Annotated in this window: 19 protein-coding genes; 17 read left to right on the forward strand and 2 right to left on the reverse strand. The window is 68.3% G+C overall.

The features are described from left to right. Positions 1–101: 101 nt before the first annotated feature. The 15 genes from VGT00_12455 (at position 102) to VGT00_12525 (ending at position 18,350) form a co-directional block, all read left to right on the forward strand. The gene (locus VGT00_12455; GenBank protein ID HEV8532223.1) at positions 102–1,547 is read left to right on the forward strand and encodes an FAD-linked oxidase C-terminal domain-containing protein; all 1,446 of its coding nucleotides are present in this window, start codon (positions 102–104) and stop codon (positions 1,545–1,547) included. A gap of 5 nt (positions 1,548–1,552) precedes the next feature. Continuing rightward, a complete protein-coding gene (locus tag VGT00_12460) occupies positions 1,553–2,863 on the forward strand; it encodes an FAD-binding oxidoreductase (protein ID HEV8532224.1) in 1,311 nt (436 codons plus the stop codon). Then, complete coding sequence (locus tag VGT00_12465) at positions 2,860–4,152, forward strand: (Fe-S)-binding protein (protein HEV8532225.1); 1,293 nt, start codon at positions 2,860–2,862, stop codon at positions 4,150–4,152. Before VGT00_12460 ends, VGT00_12465 begins: the two co-directional genes overlap by 4 nt. Then, complete coding sequence (locus tag VGT00_12470) at positions 4,149–4,490, forward strand: cupin domain-containing protein (protein ID HEV8532226.1); 342 nt, start codon at positions 4,149–4,151, stop codon at positions 4,488–4,490. Before VGT00_12465 ends, VGT00_12470 begins: the two co-directional genes overlap by 4 nt. Then, complete coding sequence (locus VGT00_12475) at positions 4,487–5,215, forward strand: (Fe-S)-binding protein (protein HEV8532227.1); 729 nt, start codon at positions 4,487–4,489, stop codon at positions 5,213–5,215. Before VGT00_12470 ends, VGT00_12475 begins: the two co-directional genes overlap by 4 nt. Then, the gene (locus VGT00_12480; GenBank protein ID HEV8532228.1) at positions 5,212–6,624 is read left to right on the forward strand and encodes a LutB/LldF family L-lactate oxidation iron-sulfur protein; all 1,413 of its coding nucleotides are present in this window, start codon (positions 5,212–5,214) and stop codon (positions 6,622–6,624) included. Before VGT00_12475 ends, VGT00_12480 begins: the two co-directional genes overlap by 4 nt. Beyond that, entirely contained in the window at positions 6,621–7,352 is a 732-nt protein-coding gene (locus VGT00_12485; GenBank protein HEV8532229.1) for a lactate utilization protein, read from the forward strand. The genes VGT00_12480 and VGT00_12485 overlap by 4 nt, the downstream gene beginning before the upstream one ends. Then, positions 7,349–7,765: a DUF2203 domain-containing protein gene (locus VGT00_12490; GenBank protein HEV8532230.1), complete on the forward strand. Its 417-nt coding sequence runs from the start codon at positions 7,349–7,351 to the stop codon at positions 7,763–7,765. The genes VGT00_12485 and VGT00_12490 overlap by 4 nt, the downstream gene beginning before the upstream one ends. After that, positions 7,762–8,532, forward strand: a complete 771-nt coding sequence (locus VGT00_12495; GenBank protein ID HEV8532231.1) for an HAD family hydrolase — start codon at positions 7,762–7,764, stop codon at positions 8,530–8,532. Before VGT00_12490 ends, VGT00_12495 begins: the two co-directional genes overlap by 4 nt. Before the next feature lie 62 nt (positions 8,533–8,594). After that, positions 8,595–9,536: a thioredoxin-disulfide reductase gene (gene trxB / locus VGT00_12500; protein ID HEV8532232.1), complete on the forward strand. Its 942-nt coding sequence runs from the start codon at positions 8,595–8,597 to the stop codon at positions 9,534–9,536. A 62-nt stretch (positions 9,537–9,598) separates the two neighbouring features. Further along, the gene (locus VGT00_12505; protein HEV8532233.1) at positions 9,599–11,083 is read left to right on the forward strand and encodes an efflux RND transporter periplasmic adaptor subunit; all 1,485 of its coding nucleotides are present in this window, start codon (positions 9,599–9,601) and stop codon (positions 11,081–11,083) included. 4 nt (positions 11,084–11,087) lie between these two features. Further along, positions 11,088–14,258: a multidrug efflux RND transporter permease subunit gene (locus tag VGT00_12510; protein HEV8532234.1), complete on the forward strand. Its 3,171-nt coding sequence runs from the start codon at positions 11,088–11,090 to the stop codon at positions 14,256–14,258. Next, positions 14,255–15,733 (forward strand): efflux transporter outer membrane subunit, encoded by a 1,479-nt coding sequence (locus VGT00_12515; protein HEV8532235.1) that lies wholly within the window; start codon positions 14,255–14,257, stop codon positions 15,731–15,733. Before VGT00_12510 ends, VGT00_12515 begins: the two co-directional genes overlap by 4 nt. 20 nt (positions 15,734–15,753) lie before the next feature. Beyond that, positions 15,754–16,785, forward strand: coding sequence for a trypsin-like peptidase domain-containing protein (locus tag VGT00_12520; GenBank protein ID HEV8532236.1), 1,032 nt, complete (start codon positions 15,754–15,756; stop codon positions 16,783–16,785). A gap of 611 nt (positions 16,786–17,396) precedes the next feature. Continuing rightward, complete coding sequence (locus VGT00_12525; protein HEV8532237.1) at positions 17,397–18,350, forward strand: OmpA family protein; 954 nt, start codon at positions 17,397–17,399, stop codon at positions 18,348–18,350. Positions 18,351–18,376: 26 nt separating this feature from the next. Here the strand turns inward: VGT00_12525 and VGT00_12530 are convergent, their stop codons facing one another. Together VGT00_12530 and VGT00_12535 are read right to left on the reverse strand one after the other, a co-directional pair. Then, positions 18,377–18,970 carry a membrane-associated protein gene (locus VGT00_12530; protein ID HEV8532238.1) on the reverse strand — a complete coding sequence of 198 codons (594 nt, stop codon included), beginning with the start codon at positions 18,968–18,970 and terminating at the stop codon, positions 18,377–18,379. 108 nt (positions 18,971–19,078) lie between these two features. Beyond that, on the reverse strand, positions 19,079–19,858 hold the full coding sequence (locus tag VGT00_12535; protein ID HEV8532239.1) for an aspartate dehydrogenase: 780 nt from the start codon (positions 19,856–19,858) through the stop codon (positions 19,079–19,081). Between the two features lie 86 nt (positions 19,859–19,944). Here VGT00_12535 and VGT00_12540 point away from each other — a divergent pair, with 86 nt between their 5' ends. Beyond that, positions 19,945–20,817, forward strand: coding sequence for a TIGR02757 family protein (locus VGT00_12540; GenBank protein HEV8532240.1), 873 nt, complete (start codon positions 19,945–19,947; stop codon positions 20,815–20,817). Beyond that, positions 20,817–21,935 (forward strand): DNA recombination protein RmuC, encoded by a 1,119-nt coding sequence (locus VGT00_12545; GenBank protein ID HEV8532241.1) that lies wholly within the window; start codon positions 20,817–20,819, stop codon positions 21,933–21,935. Before VGT00_12540 ends, VGT00_12545 begins: the two co-directional genes overlap by 1 nt. Positions 21,936–22,183 lie beyond the last annotated feature (248 nt).

Consider the following 22,183-nt stretch of genomic DNA (forward strand, 5'->3'; position numbering starts at 1 on the left):
AATCACGGGGTTCATCGTGACCGAGTCCATCTTGCCGGCCCTCCCACGGAGGGCCGGCCTCGTTTTCCCATGGCCAGCCTAGCATTCCGACGGAGAGTCCCGTGCCCCTGAGCGCAGCTGTGCTGAGCGAGCTCGAGCGCATCGTCGGCCCCCGGGGTCTCGTGGCGACGCCGGAAGGCCGGATGACCTACGAGTGCGACATGCACACCTTCTACAAGGGCGCGCCCGACGTCGTGGTGCTGCCCGAGACCACGGAGCAGGTGGCCGAGCTAGTCCGTCTCTGCCGGCGCGAGCATGTCGCCCTGGTCCCGCGAGGCTCCGGCACGGGGCTCATCGGCGGGGCCATGGCGCCCCTGGGCGGCGTCATGGTGTCGCTGACGCGGATGAACCGCATCCTCGAGCTCGATTTCGAGAATCGCAGCGCCACCGTGCAGCCGGGCCTCATCAACCTCTGGCTCTCCCAGGCCACGCGCGAGCATGGCTATTACTTCGCCCCCGATCCCTCGAGCCAGATGGTGTCCTCGATAGGCGGCAATGCCTCCACCAATGCCGGCGGCCCGCATTGCCTCAAGTACGGCATCACGGTCAACCACGTGCTGGGTCTCGAGCTGGTCACCGGGGCGGGTGAGGTGCTGCGCGTGGGCGGCAAGGTGCAGGATCAGCCGGGCTACGATCTCACCGGGGCGCTCGTGGGGAGCGAAGGGACGCTCGGTCTCCTGACCGCGGTGACGGTGCGCCTGCTCCACGAGCCGGAGGGTGTCAAGACGCTGCTCGCGTCGTTCTCGACCATCGACAACGCCTCGGAGACGGTCTCGGCCATCGTGGGGGCGGGGATCATCCCGGCCGCCCTCGAGATGATCGACGAGGTCGTCGTCCGCGCCATCGAGGAGGGCATCGGGGCGGGCTATCCGAAGGGAGCCGGCGCCGTCCTCCTCATCGAGCTCGACGGTCCCATGGCGGAGATCGACGAGCAGTCCGCGCGCATCGTGGAGATGTGCCGGAGCCGCGCGGCCCTCGAGATCCGGGTGGCCAAGGACGAGACGGAGCGGACCCTCCTCTGGAAGGGCCGAAAGGAAGCCGCGGGCGTCTTTGGACGCTTGTCGGCGACCTGGCTCCTGCAAGACGCCGTGGTGCCACGCTCCCGCTTGCCGCAGATCATGAGGGAAGTGCAGGCCATCGCGGCGCGGCACCGGCTGGTCATCGCCAATGTCTTCCACGCGGGCGACGGCAATCTCCACCCCCTGATTCTCTACAATGACCTGGTTCCCGGCGAGCTCGAGCGCGCCAAGGCCGCCAATGACGAGCTGCTGCGGGCCTGCCTGGCCATGGGCGGCAGCGTCACGGGGGAGCATGGGGTCGGCCTCGACAAGGCCTCGAGCATGCCGTTTCAGTTCGGCGAAGCGGACCTGGCCTTCATGGCCCGCTTCCGCCGCGTCCTCGATCCCGACGGGATCATGAACCCGGGCAAGCTCCTGCCCTCGCACCCCGCCTGCGGCGAGGCGTTCAAGCCGGCGGCGCCGCGGCTGCCCGCGGGCACCTGGATCTGAGCGGAGTGACCGTCTCCGCGCCGGCGCTCGAAGAAGGTCTCGGCGCCATCGTCGGCCCTGGGCATGTCACCGCCCAGTCCGCCGCCCTCTCGACCGTGTCGATCGACGGGCGCCCGCCCCGGTGGATCGCGAGCCCGGGCTCAACCGATGAGGTGAGCAGGATCCTCGCGCTGTGCTCGACGGAAAAGCTGGCGGTGTCGCCGCGCGGCCGCGGCTCCGCCACAGATCTCGGCAATCCGCCCCGGCGGCTCGATCTCGTCATCGACCTGGCCCGCCTCACTGCCGTCCTCGACTATGTCCCCGAGGACATGGTGGCCACGGTCCAGGCCGGGTGCATCCTCGAAGGCCTGGGCTCCGTCTTCGGCAAGCATGCGCAGATGCTGGCCCTCGACCCTCACGCGGGGCAGTCGCGAACCGTCGGCGGAGTGCTCGCGACCAATGCCTCGGGCCCTTCGCGCTTTCGCTACGGCACGGGGCGCGATCTGCTCCTCGGCGCCCGCTTCGTGCAGGCCGATGGCACCGTCACTTGGGGCGGCGCCAAGGTCGTCAAGTCGGTCACCGGCTATGACATCCCCAAGCTCCTCGTGGGATCGCTCGGCACTCTCGGGCTCATCGTGGAAGCCACCCTCAGGCTCCACCCAGTTCCTCCCGACACCGGCTCGTGGCTCGTCGTCTTCGACGAGAATGAGCGCGCGGGGGATTTTCTTTCGGCCATCCTTGCCTCCACGCTCGAGCCTGACCGGCTGGCCTGGCTCAATGACGGCGCGCTTCGCCGGCTCGGCCAGCCGCCCGCAGCCGCCGCTCTGTGCGTCTCGATCCGTACCGTCGCCAAAGCGGTGACGAGCCAGGGGGCGGCCCTCGCCGCCCTCAGCGAGCAGAGCGGCGGCAAGGCACGCGCGCTTCCCGCGGAGCTCTGGACAAAGCTGGGCGGAGCCCTCGTCGCGCCGCTCGTGCTCAAGGTTGCCGGCGAGATTCGTCGCCAGTCACGGTGGGCCGCCGAGGTCGAGCACAGAGCCTCCCGCCAAGACCTCTCCGCCGCCATCGTCGGCGAGGCCGGCAACGGCGTCTTCCGCGCGGCCCTCACGGGCACGATCGAGCCCGACATCTTCGGGCGCGAGCTCGTGACGCCGCTCCGGGAGGCGCTTCGCGAAGAAGGCGGCAGCCTGGTGGTGGAGCGCGCGCCGCGGCTCCTCAAGGACGCGGCCGATGTCTGGGGCCCCGTGCCCGAGGCCGCCCTGGGTGTCATGAGGCGGCTCAAGTCGGAATTCGATCCGCTCGGCATTCTGAATCCCGGGCGCTTCGTGGGGGGGCTGTGATCGAGTCGGCCGTGGGCGACCGTGCGCTCCCCGGCGCCTTCGATGGACCGGACGCGCCGTCCATGGATGGCCTCCGCGCCTGTGTCCACTGTGGCATCTGCCTGCCCCAGTGTCCGACCTATCGCGTGCTGGGCGAGGAGATGGATTCGCCCCGCGGCCGCATCTACCTCATGCGCGCCGCCGCCGAGGGCCGGGCCGAGCTGACGCCGGGGCTGGCGCGGCATCTCGACCTCTGTCTCGGCTGCCGCGCCTGCGAGACGGCCTGCCCGTCGGGCGTGCCCTTCGGACAGCTCCTCGAGGCGACCCGGGCCCAGCTCGACCGGAAGCGCGTGCGCGCGCCCGAGAGCGCGCATGCCACGCTCGAGTGGGCGCTCGCGGTCTTCCCGCATCCCGCTCGCCTGGGCGCGCTGCTGTGGCCGCTCCGCCTCTACCAGGCCTCGGGGCTCCAGGCTCTCGTCCGCGCATCGGGCATGCTGGCGCCCTTCAAGCGGCTGCAGGCGATGGAGGCGCTCCTCCCTCGCCTGATGCCGAGCTCCTCCATGCGGCTGCCGGAGCTTGTCCCCGCTCGCGGCAAGGCGCGCGGACGGGCCGCCCTCCTGACCGGCTGCGTCCAGCGCTTCTTCTTCCCGGGAATCAATGCCGCGACGGTGCGGTTGCTTTCTGCGGCGGGCTGGGACGTCGTGGTCCCGCGCGTCCAGGGGTGCTGCGGGGCGCTTCATCTTCATGCCGGCCGGCTGGACGAGTTTCGATTGATGGCGCGGAGCCTCATGGCCACCCTTGGACATGACGTCGACATCGTGGTGACGAATGCCGCCGGCTGCGGCTCGGCGCTCAAGGAGTACGGTCACGGGCTGGGCGACGAGCGGGCCGAGCGCTTCGCCGGTCTCGTGAAGGACATCTGCGAGGTCCTCGTCGACGCAGACCTGCCCCTGGGCGAGCTCAGGGAGACGGTGACCTACCACGACGCCTGCCATCTCGTGCATGGGCAGAAGGTGCGCGCCCAGCCCCGAGAGCTCCTCCGACGCATCCCGGGGCTGACCCTGGTGGACCTCAAGGACAGCGACCTCTGCTGCGGCAGCGCGGGCGTCTACAATCTCCTCGAGCCCGGGATGGCCGCCGAGCTCGGGCGGCGCAAGATCGAGCGCATCCGCGAGACGGGAGCGCGCATCGTGGCCACGGGGAATCCCGGCTGCATCATGCAGATATTCCAGCACGCTCTAGAGGCTGGCCTACTCGTCGAAGTGCTGCACCCCGTCTCGCTCCTGTCTCAAGCGCTGAGGGAGCCATGAAGATACGCGTCCGCGACCACGTCCAGCTCTCGCTCGACAAGATGGCCAAGGTGGCGCTTGCCTCCTCGGAGCGCACCCTGCTCGATCTCTACTGCGTCGCCCCCGGCCAGTCGCAGAAGCCCCACACCCACGGCGGCGAGGACAAGATCTACTATGTCCTCGAGGGCACGGGCCGCTTCTCCCTCGGCGGCACCGAGGAAAAGCTCGAGCCCGGCGATGCCCTGATGGCGCCGGCGGGCGTCGAGCACGGGCTCGTCAATGATGGCACGGAGCCGCTCCTCGTCCTCGTCGTGGTGTCGCCGCCGCCCCCTCACGCGCCGGAGAAGAAGAAGCCGTGAAGGCCTCCCTCATGATCACGTGCCTCGGGGACATGTTCTTCCCCGAGGTCGGGGTGGCCATGGTCAGGCTGCTGCGCCGGCTCGGGGTCGACGTGGAGTTCCCCGAAGGACAGACCTGCTGCGGGATGCCGCTCTTCAACTCGGGCTATCATGCCGATGCCCGGGCGGTGGCCGAGCGCACGGTGCGGCTCTTCGCGGGCGCCGAGCATGTGGTGGTGCCCTCGGGCTCCTGCGCGTGGATGGTGAAGGCGGAGTATCCGGGGCTCCTCGCTGACGATCCTGCCCTCCATGCCGAGGCCAAGGCCCTGGCCGCCCGGACGTACGAGCTCTCGCAATTCCTGGTCGGGGTGTTGAAGGTGAGCGAGGTCGGCTCGACGTTCGCGGGCAAGCTGACCTATCACGACTCCTGCCATCTGCTGCGAGGTCTCGGCGAGTCTCGCACCCCGCGGACGCTGCTCCGGAACCTCGCGCATGGCGAGCTGCTCGAGCTGCCGGGCGCGGACGAGTGCTGCGGCTTCGGGGGCTCTTTCTCCGTCCGGCTGCCCGAGGTCTCCACGGCCATCCTCGACAAGAAGATCGCCCACGTGGAGGCGACGGGCGCCGACTGCCTGGTGGCCTGCGATGCCGGCTGTCTCATGCAGATGGGGGGAAGACTGTCGCGGCGCGGCTCGCGCGTGCGGGCCCTCCACCTTGCCCAGGTCCTGGCCCCGGACGAGCCGGCATGAGCGAGACTGAACAGGGCACGCCCTTCGCGACGCGGGCCAGCGGCGCCCTCAAGGACGCCTACCTGCAGGAAGCGCTGGGCATCGCCACCACCAAGTTCATCGGCCTGCGCCGCGAGTCCTTCCTCGACTTCCCCCAGGGCGACGCCCTCCGCGATCGCGCCCGCGCCATCAAGGAGGCGACGCTCCAGCAGCTCGACCGCCACCTCGAGCGCCTGGCCGACAATATCGAGCGCCTCGGCGGGCACGTGCACTGGGCGGCCACCGGTGAGGAGGCGAGGGACATCATCCTGCGTCTGTGCCGGGACAAGGGCGTGAGGATGGCCGTCAAGAGCAAGTCCATGGCCACCGAGGAGATCGAGCTCAACGAGGCCCTCGAGCACGCGGGGGTCAAGCCGGTGGAGACCGACCTGGGCGAATACATCATCCAGCTCGCCCACGAAAAGCCCTCGCACATCATCGCCCCCGCCATCCACAAGACCAAGGGGCAGGTGGCCGATCTCTTCTCCCAGGAGCTGGGCGGCCGCTTCGAGGCCGACCCCGAAGTGCTGACCAAGGTCGCGCGGGTGGAGCTCCGGCAGAAATTCCTCGAGGCGGACATGGGCATCACGGGTGCCAACTTCGCGGTGGCGGAGACGGGGACGGTGGTGCTGGTGACCAACGAGGGCAATGGTCGCATGGTCACCTCCTTGCCGCGCATCCACGTGGCCGTCATGGGCATGGAGAAGGTCATCCCGTCCATGACCGACCTCATGGTCTTCCTCGCCATCCTCGCGCGGAGCGCCACGGGGCAGAAGCTCTCGTCCTACACGACGCTCGTGCGCGGGCCCCGTCAGCCCGGCGAGATGGAGGGGCCGGAGGAGTTCCACCTCATCCTGATGGACAACGGCCGCACCCGGCAGATCGCGGGGACGCTGCGCGAGGCCCTCTACTGTCTCCGCTGCGGCGCCTGCCTGAACGTGTGCCCCGTGTACCGGCAGATCGGGGGCCACGCCTACGGCCACACGTACCCAGGCCCCATCGGCATCCTCCTCACCGCCATGCTCAAGGGTGCAGCGTCCGTGAAGGAGCTGGCCCACGCCTCCTCGCTCTGCGGCGCCTGCAAGGACGTGTGCCCGGTGCGGATCGATATCCCGCGCATGCTCGTCGAGCTCAGAGAGCATCTCGACACGGAGAAGATCGCCCCGTGGACGGAGCGGGTCCTTTTCGGGATGGCGCGCCGGATCATGATGCGGCCTCGATGGTTCAAATGGGGGGCGGCGGTCGCCCGTCTGGCCCAGAGGCCATTCGTGAGGAAGGGCCGGCTGGCTTCGCTGCCCCTCTTCTTCGGGAAGTGGACGGCCACGCGCGATCTTCCTCCCGTGGCTCCACAGACCTTCAGCGAGCGCTGGCGGGAGATCGGGCGTCCGTGACCACGCGGGCCGAGTTCCTCCAGGACATCAGACGCGAGATGGCCAAGACGCGCGGCCTCTTCGAGGCGGCCGCCTCGCCGCGCCCGGCCGCGCCTCAGGAGGCCGCGGAGACCGTGCGCCGCCAGATGCTCGAGCGCTGGCCCCAGGCTCTCGAGCGCTTCCGCGAGGAGTTCGAGCGGGTGGCCGGCATCTTCCACCGGGCGTCCCGCCTGGAGGCGGTGCCCGCGCTCATCGGCGAGATCGCGCGCGAGCGCAAGGCCACGCGCCTTCTCTCCTGGTCTCCCGGAGCGCTCGGGCTGGACCTCCACGCTCACCTCGGCCGTGAGGGCTTCGCGGTGACCACCGCCCAGGATGCCGATCCGCCGGAGAGCGAGCGTGCGCGGCACCGTGAGGAGGCGGCCGCCGCGGATCTCGGGGTCACCGGCGTGGACTGGGCGCTCGGCGAGACGGGCACCCTCGTCCTCGTCTCGGGCCGGGGACGGCCGCGCTCGACGTCCCTCCTGCCCGCCACGCATGTGGCCGTGTTCGGGCCCACCCAGCTCCTCGAGTCGCTGGAGCAGGTGGGCATCATGCTGGAGGCGCTTCACGCCGATCCGTCGCGCGCCATGTCGGGCGCCGTCATCAGCTTCATCACGGGACCCTCACGCACGGCCGATATCGAGCTCACCCTCACGCGGGGCGTGCACGGGCCCAAGGACGTCCACGCCATCTTCGTGGAGGGGCCATGAGCCAGCGACTCTTCACGCGGGCGGAAGTGGACGCGCTGATCCCGAAGCTCACCGAGCTCATGGGCGAAGCCATGGACCTCTACCGTCGCGCCAGCGCGCTGCAGGAAGCTCTCGAGGAGCAGCGCGAGAAGATCCGCTCCACGGGCGGGGCCACCGTCGACCGGCGGGACTGGAAGGCCCGGGCGGAGCGGCTCGACGGCTTCGGCATCGAGGTCAAGCAAGCCCTGGCGCGGATCCTGGAGCTGGGCGGGGTCATCAAGGATCTCGAGATGGGGCTCGTGGACTTTCCGGGGCTCGTGACCGAGATCGCGGGAGAGCAGCCCGTCAATCTGTGCTGGAGGCATGGCGAGGACCGCGTGCGCTTCTGGCACGGGTTCGACGAAGGCTTTGCGCAGCGCAAGCCCCTGCCATGACGCGCGAGGCCGTGCTCTTCGACCTCTTCGACACCCTCGTGCTCTTCGACCGCTCGCGGCTGCCCGAAGTGCACGCCAATGGCAAGACCATGCGCTCGACGGCGGGCCATCTCCACCAGGCCTTCCGGCCCTTCGCCCCCGCGCTCGAGCTCGACGACTTCGTGAGCTCGCTCTTCTGGAGCTGGCAGGAGGCCGAGCGCATCCGCGGCGAGACTCACCGCGAGGTGGCCGCCCAGGAGCGCTTCGGCATGATGTTCGGTCGGCTCGGCCTCGACCGTGCCGCCCTCCCGCGGGAGGCGCTGGAGGTGCTTCTCTCGACCCACAAGCGCGAGCTGAGCCGGGCCATCGTCTTCCCCGAGCACCATCGGGAGCTGCTCCGCGAGCTCAAGCGCAGCCATCGCCTCGCCGTGGTGTCGAACTTCGACTACACGCCGACGGCGCGGCTCGTGCTCGAGCGCGAGGGCGTGGCCGATCTCTTCGACACCGTCATCGTCTCGGACGAGGTGGGCTGGCGCAAGCCCAAGGCGGTGATCTTCGAGCTCGCCCTCCGGCGGCTCGGGGTGGGGCCGGAGCAGGCCCTGATGGTCGGCGACCGCGCGGACATCGACGTGGCGGGTGCCCAGGCCGTGGGCATGGCGGCGGCGTGGATCAACCGCGACGGGGGTCCGCTGCCCGATGGGGCGCCCGCGCCCGAGTTCGAGATTCGTGATCTCGCGGAGTTGCCGGCTATCTTGAGAGCGTCGGGAGACGGGGCGGGAGGCATCTAGCCGCGTCTTTTGCGCATCCAAAGGTCGCGAGCACGAGACAGGAGAGACGGAACAAGGAAATCATGGCCACGACACGCAAGGTCGTCATCATCGGATCGGGCCCGGCCGGCTACACGGCGGCCATCTATGCCGCCCGCGCCAACCTGGCTCCCGTCATGTTCATGGGCACCCAGTGGGGCGGTCAGCTCATGCTGACCACGCTCGTGGAGAACTATCCGGGCTTCGTGGACGGCATCGACGGGCCGCCGCTCATGGAGCACTTCAAGAGTCAGGCGGTGCGCTTCGGCGCCGAGATGATCGCCGACGACGTGACGGAGGTGGACCTCGGCCGGCGCCCCTTCCGCGTCACGGCCGGGGAGCGTACCATCGAGGCGCTCACCGTGATCGTCGCCACGGGGGCCACGGCCAAGCTCATCGGGCTTCCCAACGAGTCCAAGCTGATGGGACGCGGCGTCTCGACCTGCGCCACCTGCGATGGCTTCTTTTTCAAGGACCAGAACATCATGGTGGTGGGCGGAGGCGACTCCGCCATGGAAGAGGCGCTGTACCTCTCCCGGCTCGGGCGGCAGGTGCAGGTCGTCCACCGGCGCGATGCGCTCCGCGCCTCCAAGATCATGCAGGAGCGTGCCCTCAAGAATCCCAAGATCGAGTTCATCTGGGACACCGCGGTGGAGGACGTCCTGGATCCCGACAAGGGCAAGGTTACCTCCGTCCGGCTCAAGAACCTCAAGAGCGGCGTGGTCTGGGAGACGCCGGTCGACGGGCTCTTCGTGGCCATCGGACATCAGCCGAACACCGCCCTCTTCGAGGGACAGATCGAGCTCCACCTGAACGGGTACATGAAGGTGATGCCGGGCACGACCCAGACCTCCGTGCCCGGCGTCTTCGCGGCCGGCGACGTCGCCGACTTCACCTATCGCCAGGCCGTGACGGCCGCGGGCACCGGTTGCATGGCCGCCCTCGAGGCCGAGCGCTATCTGGAGGCGCAGTACTCCGGGGCGTAGGGCTTCGCGCCGAGACGCCGCCCCGCTGTGCGTATTGGGAGGCTCGTAGAATGTTTCGCGGTATGAAATCTGACCCCTTCGGGGCCCGGACGTCGAGCAGCGCGGGCTTCGATTTCGCACGCGACCCCCGTCGAGCGGCCACCGTGAGACCCGCCCTTCGCCCTGTCCGCCGTCTGCTCGTCACGACATCGCTCATCTCCGCGCTCCTGGCCGCCGGATGCAAGGGGGAGACGACGGCGAGCCCGCCGAAGGGGCAGGCCGCCCCGCCGCCCGCCGTCGTGGTCGCCGAAGTCATCCGCAAAAATGTGCCGATCTACGGCGAGTACGTGGCCCAGACGGTGGCCAATGCCGTGGTCGACATTCCCGCCCGCGTCGAAGCGACGCTGGAGAAGGTGCTCTTCGTGGAGGGCGCCTCCGTCAAGAAGGACCAGGTCCTCTTCGAGCTCGACAAGCGAACCTACGACGCCCAGGTCCAGGCGGCCCGAGCGGCCCTGAGCAAGGCCGAGGCCGACCTCGTCTACGCCCGGCAGCAGGTGGAGACGCAGCGAGCGAAGGCGCAGGTGGCCCAGAACGAGGCCCAGCTCGCCAAGGCCAAGCAGGACGTGAACCGGCTGCGGCCGCTCATCAAGGAAGACGCGGTCCCGCAGCAGGATTTCGACAACGCCGTGGCCGCGCAGGACGTGGCCCAGGCCCAGGTGGACGCCGCCCGGGCCCAGCTCGCCAACACGCAGCTCACCGAGCGCACACAGGTCGACGTGATGCAGGCGGCCGTCCAGTCGGCCCGGGCCGCCCTGATCCAGGCCGAGCTCAACCTCAGCTACTGCACCATCCGCTCGCCCATCGACGGGGTCAGCGGGCGGAAGAAGTGGTCGGTGGGCAACCTCGTCGGCAAGGGCGACGCCACCACCCTCGTGACCATCTCGTCCGCCAACCCCATCTGGGTGGACTTCAGCGCGAGCGAGCTCGACTACCTGCGCTTCACCAAGCGCACGGAGGCGCGGAAAGAAGACCCCTTGCACGCGGCCGGCGAGCTCGAGTACGCCTTGATCCTGGCCGACAACAGCGTGTTTCCCTACACGGGCAAGTTCGTGCTCGTGGAGCGGGGGCTCGATCCCAAGACGGGCACGCTCACCGTGCGGACGCAGTTTGCGAACCCTTCGCTCCTCTTGCGGCCCGGCCAGTTCGGCCGGATCAAGGTCATGCTCGAGGAGCGGCCCAATGCCGTGCTCGTGCCCCAGCGAGCCGTGACCGAGCTCCAGTCGGCCAAGTCCGTGCTCGTGGTGGGGCCGGACAACAAGGTGTCCCTCAAGTCCATCACCACCGAAGACCGGTACGACCACTACTTCGTGGTGGGGCAGGGGCTGAGCGGCGGCGAGCGGGTGATCGTGGAGGGCCAGCAGAAGGCCCGCCCGGGCATGACGGTGGCCCCGACCCTCGAGTCCGCGCCGCCCGCGGGGCAGCCCGCTCCCGCCTCGCCCGCGCCCGGCGGAGCGCCCCCCGCTGCCCCCGCCTCACCGGCGCCGCCCGCCCGACCCAAGGCCCGCTAGCGCCATGTTCGTGCGGATCTTCATCCACCGGCCCGTCCTGGCCGTCGTGGTCTCGCTCGTCATCTTGATCAGCGGGGGCCTGAGCATCCTCGCCCTTCCCGTGGCGCAGTACCCCGAGATCACGCCGCCGCAGATCCAGGTGCAGGCGACCTACACGGGGGCCCGCGCGCAGGTGGTGGAGGAGACGGTGGCCGCGCCCATCGAGCAGCAGGTGAACGGCGCCGAGAACATGATCTACATGCAGTCCAAGAGCACCAACGACGGTCGCTACGTGCTGAACGTGACCTTCCGCGTGGGCGCCGACATCGATATCGCCTCCGTGGACATCCAGAACCGGATCAGCCGCGCCAACTCCCAGCTCCCCCCGGAAGTCCTCCAGGCCGGCATCACCGTGAAGAAGCAGTCGCCCAATATCCTGCAGGTGATCAGCCTCTCCTCGCCCGGCGGAGCCTACGACACGGTCTTCCTCAGCAACTATGCCGTCATCAACATCATCGACCAGCTCTCCCGGATTCCCGGCGTGGGCAACGCGGACGTGGTGGTGGGCAAGCGCGACTACTCCATGCGCCTGTGGCTCCGACCCGACAAGCTCGCCAAGCTCGGCGTCACCGGCCCCGATATCGCCACCGCCATCAACGACCAGAACATCCAGGCCGCGGCCGGCCAGATCGGGCAGCCGCCGGCCTCCAAGGGCCTCGACTTCCAGTACTCGGTGAACGTCAAGGGCCGCCTCACCACCATCGAGGAGTTCGAGGACATCATCGTCCGCACCCTGCCCGACGGCGGGGTGCTGCGCATCCGGGACGTGGCGCGCACCGAGCTGGGGGCCCAGGACTACGGCTCCATCGGACGCCTGAACGGCGGCCCGGCCGTGATGGTCCTGACCTATCAGCTCCCGGGATCGAACGCGCTCGACGTGGCCAAGGCGGTGCGGGCCAAGATGAAGGAGCTGTCGCAGAACTTTCCTCCCGGCATCGAGTACGGGTTTCGGCTCGACACGACGCTGTTCGTGACGGCGTCGGTGTCGGAAGTGCTGACCACGCTCGTGGAGGCCATGCTCCTGGTGCTCATCGTGGTCTTCATCTTCCTCGGCAACCTCCGGGCCACCCTTATCCCCATGCTCGCGGTGCCGGTGTCTCTGATCGGAACCTTCGCGGCCTTCGTGGCCCTCGGCTTCTCCATCAACCTCCTCACGCTGTTCGCCATGGTCCTGGCCATCGGCATCGTGGTGGACGACGCCATCGTGGTCGTGGAAGCCGTGGAGCATCACATCGAGGACGGGCTCCCGCCGCTCGAGGCGACGGAGAAGGCCATGGACGACGTGTCGGGGCCGGTCCTTGCCGTCGCCCTCGTGCTCGCCTCGGTCTTCGTGCCCGTGGCCTTCATGGGGGGGATCACGGGACAGCTCTACAAGCAGTTCGCCATCACCCTGACGGTGTCGGTGCTGCTTTCGGCCCTGGTGGCCCTGACCCTGACGCCGGCCCTCTGCGCCATGCTCCTGCGCCCGCGCCAGCCCATGCGAGGGCCCGTCGGATTCGTTCTGACCAGGTTCAACCGCGTGTTCAAACGAACGACGGGCGGATACGTCTCGATCGTCCGCACGGCCATCCGCAGGTCCGTGGTGGCGCTGGCCTGTCTCGGCGTGCTCTACGTGCTCGCCTGGGGTCTCTTGCAGCGGCTCCCCACCGGGTTTCTGCCCGACGAGGATCTGGGCTACATCATCGTCAGCGCGACCTTGCCGGACGCGGCCTCGCTGGAGCGCACGGATGCCGTGGTGGGGAAGCTGGAGGCGGCCCTCAAGACACAGCCCGGGGTGGAGGCCACCGTGGCCTTCGTGGGCTTCAGCGTGCTTACGAGCACGTACAACTCGAATGCCGGCACGATCTTCGTGCCCCTCAAGCCGTGGGATCAGCGGAAGTCTGCGGACCTGCACGCGGCGGCCATCATCGGAGCGCTCAGGCAAAGGTTCGCGACCATACCGGAAGCCCTCGTCCTGGTCTTCGGACCGCCGCCCATCAACGGATTGGGCAATGCCGGGGGCTTTCAGTTCGAGCTCCAGGATCGCGCGGGCCGTGACTTCGCCTTTCTTAAGGACGCCACGGACAAGGTCCTGGCCGCGGCCCAGCGCCCCGAGCTGGTCGGCATGTTCTCCTCGTTTCGGCCCAATGTCCCCCAGGTCAAGCTCGACGTGGACCGGGACAAGGTCAAGAGCCTGGGGATCCCCCTCAGCGACGTCTTCCAGAGCTTGCAGATCTATCTGGGCAGCCTCTTCGTGAACCAGTTCAATCTGTTCGGCCGGACCTGGCGTGTCTACATCCAGGCCGAGCCCGAGTTCCGCGCGACGACGGACGGCATCAACCAGATCTACACGCGGACCTCGGACGGGCTGATGGTGCCGCTGAGCACCATCACCGGCGTGGGCACCACGAGTGGCCCGGACACCATCATCCGGTACAACCTCTACCGGACATCCGAGATCAACGGGAACGCGGCGCCGGGGTACAGCTCGGGTCAGGCCATCGCGCTCATGGAGACGCTCGCGCGGCAGAACCTGCCCTCGGGCGCGGCCTACGAGTGGACGGGCACGGCCCTGCAGGAGAAGGAGTCGGCGGGCAAGCAGAGCGTCATCTTCGCTCTCGCCCTCGTCTTCGTCTTCCTGTTCCTCGCCGCCCTCTACGAGAGCTGGGCCATCCCGTTCTCCGTCATCCTGGGCATCCCGCTGGGCGTGTTCGGCGCCTTCGTGGCCGTGTGGCTGCGGGGTCTGCCCAACGACATCTATGTCCAGATCGGCCTCATCATGCTCATCGGGCTCGCCGCCAAGAACGCGATCCTCATCGTGGAGTTCGCCAAGATGCGCTATGAGCAGGGCGCGGGGCTCGTGGAGGCGGCCGTGGAGGGCGCCGAGCTCCGCTTCCGGCCCATTCTGATGACCTCGTTCGCGTTCATCCTGGGGGTGGTCCCTCTGGTCATCGCCAGCGGGGCGGGGGCGGGCAGCCGGCACTCGCTGGGCACGGCGGTGTTCGGCGGCATGGTGGCGGCGACGTGCATCGGCGTCTTCCTGATCCCCGTGCTCTACGTCCTGATGCAGCGGCTCGCCGAGCGCGTCTCCGGCTCACGACGGGCGCGAGCCGCGGAGACGGCCGACCCCGCGCCCGCCGCGGAGGCAGGACGGTGAGGCGGAGCCTTCCCTCGCTCGCGCTGGCGGCGCTGCTCCTGGCCGGGTGTGCCATCGGCCCCGACTACAAGCGTCCCCCGGTGGCGGTGCCCGGCGCCTTCCGGGGCCAGTCGCCCGACGACGTCCCGCCCGCCACGGAAGCGACCTCTCTCGGCGATCTCCAGTGGTGGGAGGTCTTCCAGGATCCGGAGCTCCGCGGGCTCATAGGTCGGGCCCTCGCCAGCAACTTCGACCTCCGCGTCGCGGTGGGACGCGTGCTCGAGGCGCGAGCTCAGGTCGGGATCGCGAGGGCGGATCAATTTCCGCAGGTGAGCGGCACCGTGAGCGGCCAGAGCTTCCGCGTCTCCCGCAACGCGTTCCCGGAGATCCCGCCGCCCGGCAAAGTGCGCGAGGACGATTTCCGGATGGCGGGCAACTTCAGCTTCGAGATCGATCTCTGGGGCAAGCTGCGTCGGGCCACCGAGGCGGCGCGGGCCCAGCTCCTGGCCACCGAGGCGGCGCGGGCCACGGTGACCTCGACCCTCGTGAGCCAGGTGGCCACGGCCTACTTCCAGCTCCGCGAGCTCGACTTCGAGCTCGAGATCTCGAGACGGACCCTGACGAGCCGCATGGCCTCTCTGCGTCTCGTGAAGCTTCGGCGCGACGCGGGCATCGCCTCCGGGCTCGACGTCCGCCAGGCGGAGGTGCTCGTCAACACGGCGGCCGCGCAGATCCCGGAGCTCGAGCGCCAGATCGAGCAGACGGAGAACCTGATCAACCTGCTCCTGGGAGAGAGCCCGGGCGGCGTGCCCCGCGGCCTCGCCCTGGACGGCCAGGTCGTCGTCGCCGCCGTGCCCGCCGGGCTGCCCTCGGCCCTCCTGGAGCGGCGGCCCGACATACGCCAGGCCGAGCAGCAGCTGGTGGCGGCCAACGCCAACATCGGTGTCGCCAAGGCGCTCTTCTTCCCTCAGATCACCTTGACCGCGCAGGGCGGACAGGAGAGCGCGGCCCTGGCCAGGCTCTTCGAGGGCCCCTCCGGCTTCTGGGCCTTCGGCGGCCAGCTCCTCCAGCCGCTCTTCCAGGGCGGGCGCATCTGGTTCAACTACCGCGCGACCAAGGCGCGCCAGGAGCAGGCGGTGGCCGCCTATCAGCAGAGCGTGCAGTCCGGCTTCCGCGACGTCTCGGACGCGTTGGTCGGCTACCGGAAGACGCGGGAGTTCCGCGTCGAGCAGGAGGCACTGACCAATTCGCTCCAGGAATACTCGCGACTCTCCACGCTACGGTACCGGGGCGGGGTGGCGAGCTATCTGGAGGTGCTCGACGCCGACACCAAGCTCTTCAGCGCGGAACTCGACCTCGCCAAGGCGCGGCGAGGCGAGCTGCTGGCCGGGGTGCAGCTCTACCGTGCGCTGGGCGGCGGATGGCAGGAGATCAAGCCCGAGCCAGCCCCGCCCACGGCGTCGGTAGACTCGGCGCCGCCATCCACCCGGGAGTGAGGAGCAAGGAGATGTCAGCCATGCTGCGATGGCTCGTCGCTCTGATGGTTCTCGGGATCTCGCTTGCCCTGGCCCCGTGGGCGGGCCACGCCCAGAGCGTGGGCGAGGTCTTTCGCAAGGTCAATCCCTCCGTCGTCGTCATCCGCGCCAAAGGCCGCGATGTCACCTCGGCCGCCGGCGGCCTCGTGCGCTACAACGAGACCGGCTCGGGTGTGCTCATCTCGGCCGACGGCAAAGTCATCACCGCGGCCCATGTCGTCAATGCCGTGGACGAGATCACCGTCGAGCTGGTGGGCGGGGCGCCCGTCCGTGCCCGCGTGCTCTCCTCGGAGCCTTCGGCCGACCTCTCACTGCTCCAGCTCGACAGCGTGCCGTCCGGTGCGGCGCCCGCGCGCATGGCCAACTCGGACCTGGTGCGAGTGGGGGACCAGGTCGTCGTCATCGGGGCGCCCTACGGGCTCAGCCACGCCCTGAGCGTGGGGTGGATCAGCGCCCGGTGGGCTCCCAACACCGTATACAAGTCGATGCCGCTCGCGGAGTTCTTCCAGACCGATGCCGTGATCAACACGGGCAATTCGGGCGGGCCCATGTTCAACATGGCGGGCGAGGTCATCGGCATCGTCAGCCACAATATCTCCAAGTCGGGGGGCAGCGAGGGCCTGGGATTCGTCGTCACCATGAAGACGGCCCGGCTCCTGCTCCTCGAGCGCCGGTCGTTCTGGACCGGTCTCGAAGGGCAGGTGGTGTCCGGCGAGCTCGCCGCGATCTTCAATGTGCCGCAGGCCACGGGCTACCTCGTCAAGACGGTGGCCAAGGGCTCGCCGTGCTGGGACATGGGGCTGCTGGGCGGGGACAAGGTCGCCGTCATCGGGGGGGAGTCGATCGCGGTGGGCGGCGACATCATCTTGTCCGTCGAGGGCGTCCGCGTGGGCGAGGCTGACGACCATGACCGGATCCGGGACATCCTGACCAAGAAGTCGCCCGGCGCGCCCTTCACCATGAAGATCCTGCGCTCGGGCAAGATCGTGGAGCTTACGGGGAAGACTCCCTAGCCGGCTGCTGAAAAAGGTCTGTCTGCTTCGTTTGGGTGGTGTCCCATAGAGTTCGAGTCTCAGGCAGCTTCGGCGTCCAGGGCCGATGAGCTTGTCCGCGCGTTCGTGTTGGAGCGACCCTTCTGTAAGAACTATCCCTCAGTAACATTTCAGCCACCTAGGTCGCGACCAAGCTCCCGCCAAGCGGCGGATGCCTCGGGAACAAATCAGAGAGCAACAGACAATAGGAAGGCCCCAATGGCACGGATCCCGTCGATGGCGTTCTAATGGGCGTCATCGACACTCGGTCCTTCTGACCGTAGAGAAACGGCGGGCCCCGCGAAGTTCTTTCTCTGGGAAGCCATTACTTATAGGCAACGTATTCGCCAATGTGTCTTCGCGGGTTGACAAATGCGGAAGTCCTTTTGCCGGAAATGAGGCGCTTCGCGATCATCCAGTTGGAATCTCGTGCTCGGCACTCGGACTGCCTGTGCTGCATTCTTCATCATCGCTCTTCCGTCTGCTCGTCAGGCTTTACTTTACATGGCAACCCGTATGCACTTAGAGCGAGTGCCCTTTCTTGGCATTTCAATTCCGGCGGGATTGCTCACATCGGCGAAGGAGATCGCGTCATGAGCCGACAACTGGCGTTCCTGGTCCTCTGCAGCGGCTTCACCGTGCTCAGCTCTGGCTGCGCGACGAAGAGCTTTGTCCAGACGCAACTGAGCGCGACGGAGACCAAGCTCACCCAACGGGCCGACACTCAGGAGACGAAGCTGCGTGAAACCGAGACGAAGCTGAGTGAAACGGCGGATCGCGCCGGGGCAAGCCGCCAGGCGATCGACGAGGTGGGCGCGCGCGCGAGCGACGCAAAGACGCGGGCGGTCACCGCGCTTGATGCCCAAGCCCGACTCTCACAGCGACTCGCGGACCGCAACAAGTTCAGACTGCTGGAGACGAGATCCATCTACTTCGACTCGGGTAAGAACGAAATCCGAGACGGGGACATGAACGAGCTCGAGGACGTGGCCAAAACCCTCAAGGCGGACGCCAACGCAGTCCTGGAGCTGCAAGGATTTGCCGATCCGCGGGGAAATGACCGATACAACAACGAACTGGCTCGCGAGCGCGTGGAAGCAGTGACCCGCTATCTCGTGCAGCGTCACGGCATCGAACTACGTCAGCTGCGAGCCTTCGCCATGGGCAAGGTGGCGCTCGCGGCCGGCGAGAAGCCAAGCGCGGAAGCCTTTGCCAAGGCACGACGAGTGGACATTCGACTGTTCGCCCCTTGGTCGTCTTGGGAAGACGCCCAGACCCCGATCGACCACACCGGCCCCGCGCAGACGTCGACAGTCGATCCGTCGGCTGGGGCTGCGGCGCCCAAAAGTGTCAAGGACGACGAGTTCAACCGCCGAGAGCTCGGCTCCGGTGCACCCGTGAAGGCACGGTATGATCAACCTGCAACGCCGAACATCTCGGCCCGCCCGGGCGACGATCGCGACGCGCCCCAAAACGGCGCGCCCGGCAAGGTGTTGCTCGAAGTCTTGAAGACCATCTCGCCAAAGGAGCTCGGCGGCGGGGACTAGGCCGAACCGGGAAAACGAGGACTCCGCTACGGCGTGCCAAACAGTCCTCGCAGCAGCAGATGGGTGGGGAGATAGACGACGAGCGGAAAGAACACCATCACCGTGGCCAGGTACGCCAAGGGCGGGATCCGCGTCTGGGGCCTGCTCCCCGGTCCGTAGACCCAGTTGATGTTATCGGCCCGATCCGTGACCCAGTAGGTCACGGGCAGCACGATCAGAGCGAGCAGTGTCTGAAAGGCCCACGCGCGACGATCGTAGCCGAGTCGAGATAGCATCCAGATGAGCACCACGGGCAGGACCACATGAAAGAGTGACAGCGCGCGGAGATAGAGCGGCTTTCCGGAATCGAACATGTACTCGCTCAGGCCGAAGAGGTGGCGGCCGGTGAGCAATCGCCCGAAGAAGTCCGCATTCCACGCGAGCTCGGGCAGGGCGATGGCCAGGGTCATCATGCTGGCCAGGAGCGGGCTTTCCAGCCACAGGGCAACGGCCGTGGTGAGCAGGGCGATGTCCGAGAACCACAGGAAGTTCTTCGGGCCCCAGTGGACCCAGTACGCGGGCACGAGCACACCGAGGAAGAGTGTGTAGAGGAGCTTGCCCCCCGTCGGAATCTGCTCCACTGTCAATGCCGCCCCGCCCGCCGCGGCCTCCAGTCCAGGCGAGTGCTCCGGCCCCCGGACAATCTACAGACGCTCGGCCAAGCGATGACTCGAGACGAGGCTCACGGCCTAGTTGCCGATCTGGACGGAGGCGCCGAGCTCCCTCAGCATGGCGATGGCGGAGAGATAGGAGAGCTTGCCCGTCCGCGGGTTCTCCGAGGGGACGTTCTCGACCTCGACGACGAGGCGACCGAACTCGCCCTCGACGGTGACGCGGTGCTGGTTGCGCGGCAGACCGGGGACGGCGAAGATCTTGATCCGCGTCTTCTCGGGGCCCACGCTGGCCAGGGAGACCGCGGCCACCACGTTGACGTTGGCGGGGAAGGCCTTGACGGCCTCGGTGGCGGGCCCCTCGAAGATCAGCGTCTCTTCGGTGATGGCCTCCAGGTCTATCTTCCGCTCCTCGATCCAGGGCGCCCCCGCCAGCCCCCGGGGCGGCTTGCGCGTCTCCATGGTGACGGTGCTGATGCCGCCCTCGCGCGCGCCCTTCATGCCGTCGAGCCCGGCGATGGCGCCGGAGGGGACGAGGATGCGGCAGCCGTGCTTCTCGGCCAGGCGCGCCCACTCCTCGAGGGCGCCCACGAGGCCTCCCACCGAGAGCACCATCAAGTGCTTGCCCGCGGCGAGCACGGCGGGAGCGAAGTCGCGCAGGGCGGCCTGGGTCGCCGCCTCCACCACGAGGTCGGACTGGCGGATCAGGCTCTCGAGGGGCAGCGCCGTGAAGCCCGCGGCTTTCGCCGGATCTCGCACCGTCACCCCCGCGAGGGCCACGCCGGGAATTCCCTCGTCGATGGCGCGCGCGATATGGGTGCCGATGACGCCCATCCCCACGATGCCGACCTTGAGCATGCGCGGCCACCTCCTCGCGACGAGGATAGCAACCGGCCCGAGAGCCGGCAAGGGGCGTGCTAAGATGCCGGATGGGAGGCGCATGCATGCCTGCGGGATCTCGGCTCAAGGAGCCTCTCGATCGGCTCTACCGCGAGTTCGACTGGACCTCGCGCAGCGCGGCCGACGCCATCCAGTTCCCCCTTCGCTACCGCGACCCCGCCGACCTCGAGATCGCGGGACTTCTCGCCTCCTGCATGGCGTATGGTCGCGTTAATCTCTTCGGTCCGTGGGTGAACTGGACTCTCGAGCGCATGGGTAGCTCTCCGGCGGCCTTCGTGCAAGGCTTCGATCTCGGCAAGGAGCGGCGACGCTTCAGGGGCTTCCGCTATCGCTTCAATCGAGAGGGGGACATCCTCGCGTTCTGCCTGGCCAGCCAGCGCATCCTCGCGCGGTGGGGCTCGCTCAAAGGTCTCTTCCTCTCCAGCTACTCGACGGCCGATCCGCATGTTGGCCCCGCCCTCGAGGGCTTCGTCTCCGCCTTCCTCGAGCAGGACCTGTCCGCCGTCTTCCCGCGGAACCGCCTCTCCTACGGCTACCGCCACTGGTTCCCGCGGCCCTCGACGGGCGGCGCGTGCAAGCGGATGCATCTGTTTCTTCGCTGGATGATCAGGCAGGAGAGGCCCGACTTCGGCCTGTGGACCGAGGTGCCGCCGGCTGCGCTCCTGATGCCCGTCGACACCCACATCGAGAACATGGCCCGCTCCGTGGGCCTGACGCGCCGGCGCAGCCGGAACTGGAAGATGGTGGAGGAGATCACGGCCGGGCTCAAGCGCCTCGACGCCGAGGACCCGGTGAAGTATGACTTCGCCCTCTGTCACAAGCGCATGTCCGGCCAGTGCTTGAACCGGCGGGCGGCCGCCGTGTGCGCGCCGTGCGCCCTCAAGCCCGTGTGTGTCCACTGGAGGAGGCGGCGCTGATGCCCCCTGCCGTGATGCCAGGGTGGGGCGTGGGACTCCTGGTCGCGCTGGTCCTGCTGGTGGGCGCGATCGCCTGGGCGCTCTTCCGCGTGGCCGGGCGGCTCGGCGAGATCGAGGCGGGTCGCGGCCAGCCGGATCAGGCGCTCCTGCTGCTCCAGCGAGAGATCGAGGCGTCCCGGAGCGAGAGCCAGAAGGGCCTGGCGGACACCATCAGCTCGGTGAGGCAGGAGCTGGCGCAGTTCGCGGGCCAGATGACGGCGCAGGTGGGGCAGGTGGGATCCTCCGTCCAGCAGCAGCTCCAGAACGTCAGCCGGGTGGTCAGCGATGTGCAGGGCAGCCTCGGCAAGCTAGGCGAGGCGAACCAGCGCATCTTCGAGGTCGGGCGCAGCATCTCGGGGCTAGAGCAGATCCTCAAGTCGCCCAAGGTCAGAGGTGGGCTGGGCGAGACCTTTCTCGAGAACCTGCTCTCCCAGATGCTCCCCCAGGGGCACTATGGGCTCCAGCACCGCTTCACCACGGGCGATCGCGTGGACGCCGTCATCCACATCGGCGACCGGCTCGTGCCCGTCGACGCCAAGTTCCCCCTGGAAAACTTCCAGCGCATCCTGGAGGAGACCGACGAGACGGCACGGCGCCAGTGGCGACGGGCCTTCGTCCGTGACGTCAAGGCACGCGTGGACGAGATCGCCAAGAAGTATATCCTGCCCGACGAGGGCACCTACGACTTCGCCCTCATGTACATTCCCGCCGAGAACGTCTACTTCGAGGCCATCCTGAGGGACGAGGCGATCGACGAGGACGCGCCCTCCGTCTACGCCACCTCCAAGCGCGTGATCCCCGTGTCGCCCAATAGCCTCTACGCCTACCTGCGCGTGATCGTCCTCGGCCTGAAGGGGCTGCAGATCGAGCGGAGCGCGCAGGAGATCCAGGCGCGGCTCGCGCGCCTGACGGGGGACCTCGACAAGTTCCGCGAGGCCTTCGACGTGGTGGGCCGGCATCTGACCAATGCGCGGAACAAGTACGACGAGGCGGCGGGCGCCCTGAATCGCGTGGAGGCCAAGCTCGAGGGGATAGAAAAGCGCGGTGACCAGGTCGCGCTGCCCGGTATCGATCCGTAGTCTCAGCTTGATCCTGTCCGCCCCGATCCGCGCGCGAGATCGACGGACGGCCAGCTATGGTACGATGACGCCATGAACCCGATACCTTTTCAGGTCTTCGGCATCAACCTGCTCGTCCGCATCCTGGCCGAGCCGCCCGCCGATGTGCGCGTCCATTGCCCGAAAGGCTCGCCCATCCGCTATGCCGAGGTGGTGGGCCGCGGCGATGGCTTCGACGAGGGCGCCAATGCCTTCCGCGAGATGCCGCC

The sequence above is a fragment of the Candidatus Methylomirabilota bacterium genome (genome assembly GCA_036002485.1).
Taxonomy (GTDB): domain Bacteria; phylum Methylomirabilota; class Methylomirabilia; order Rokubacteriales; family CSP1-6; genus AR37.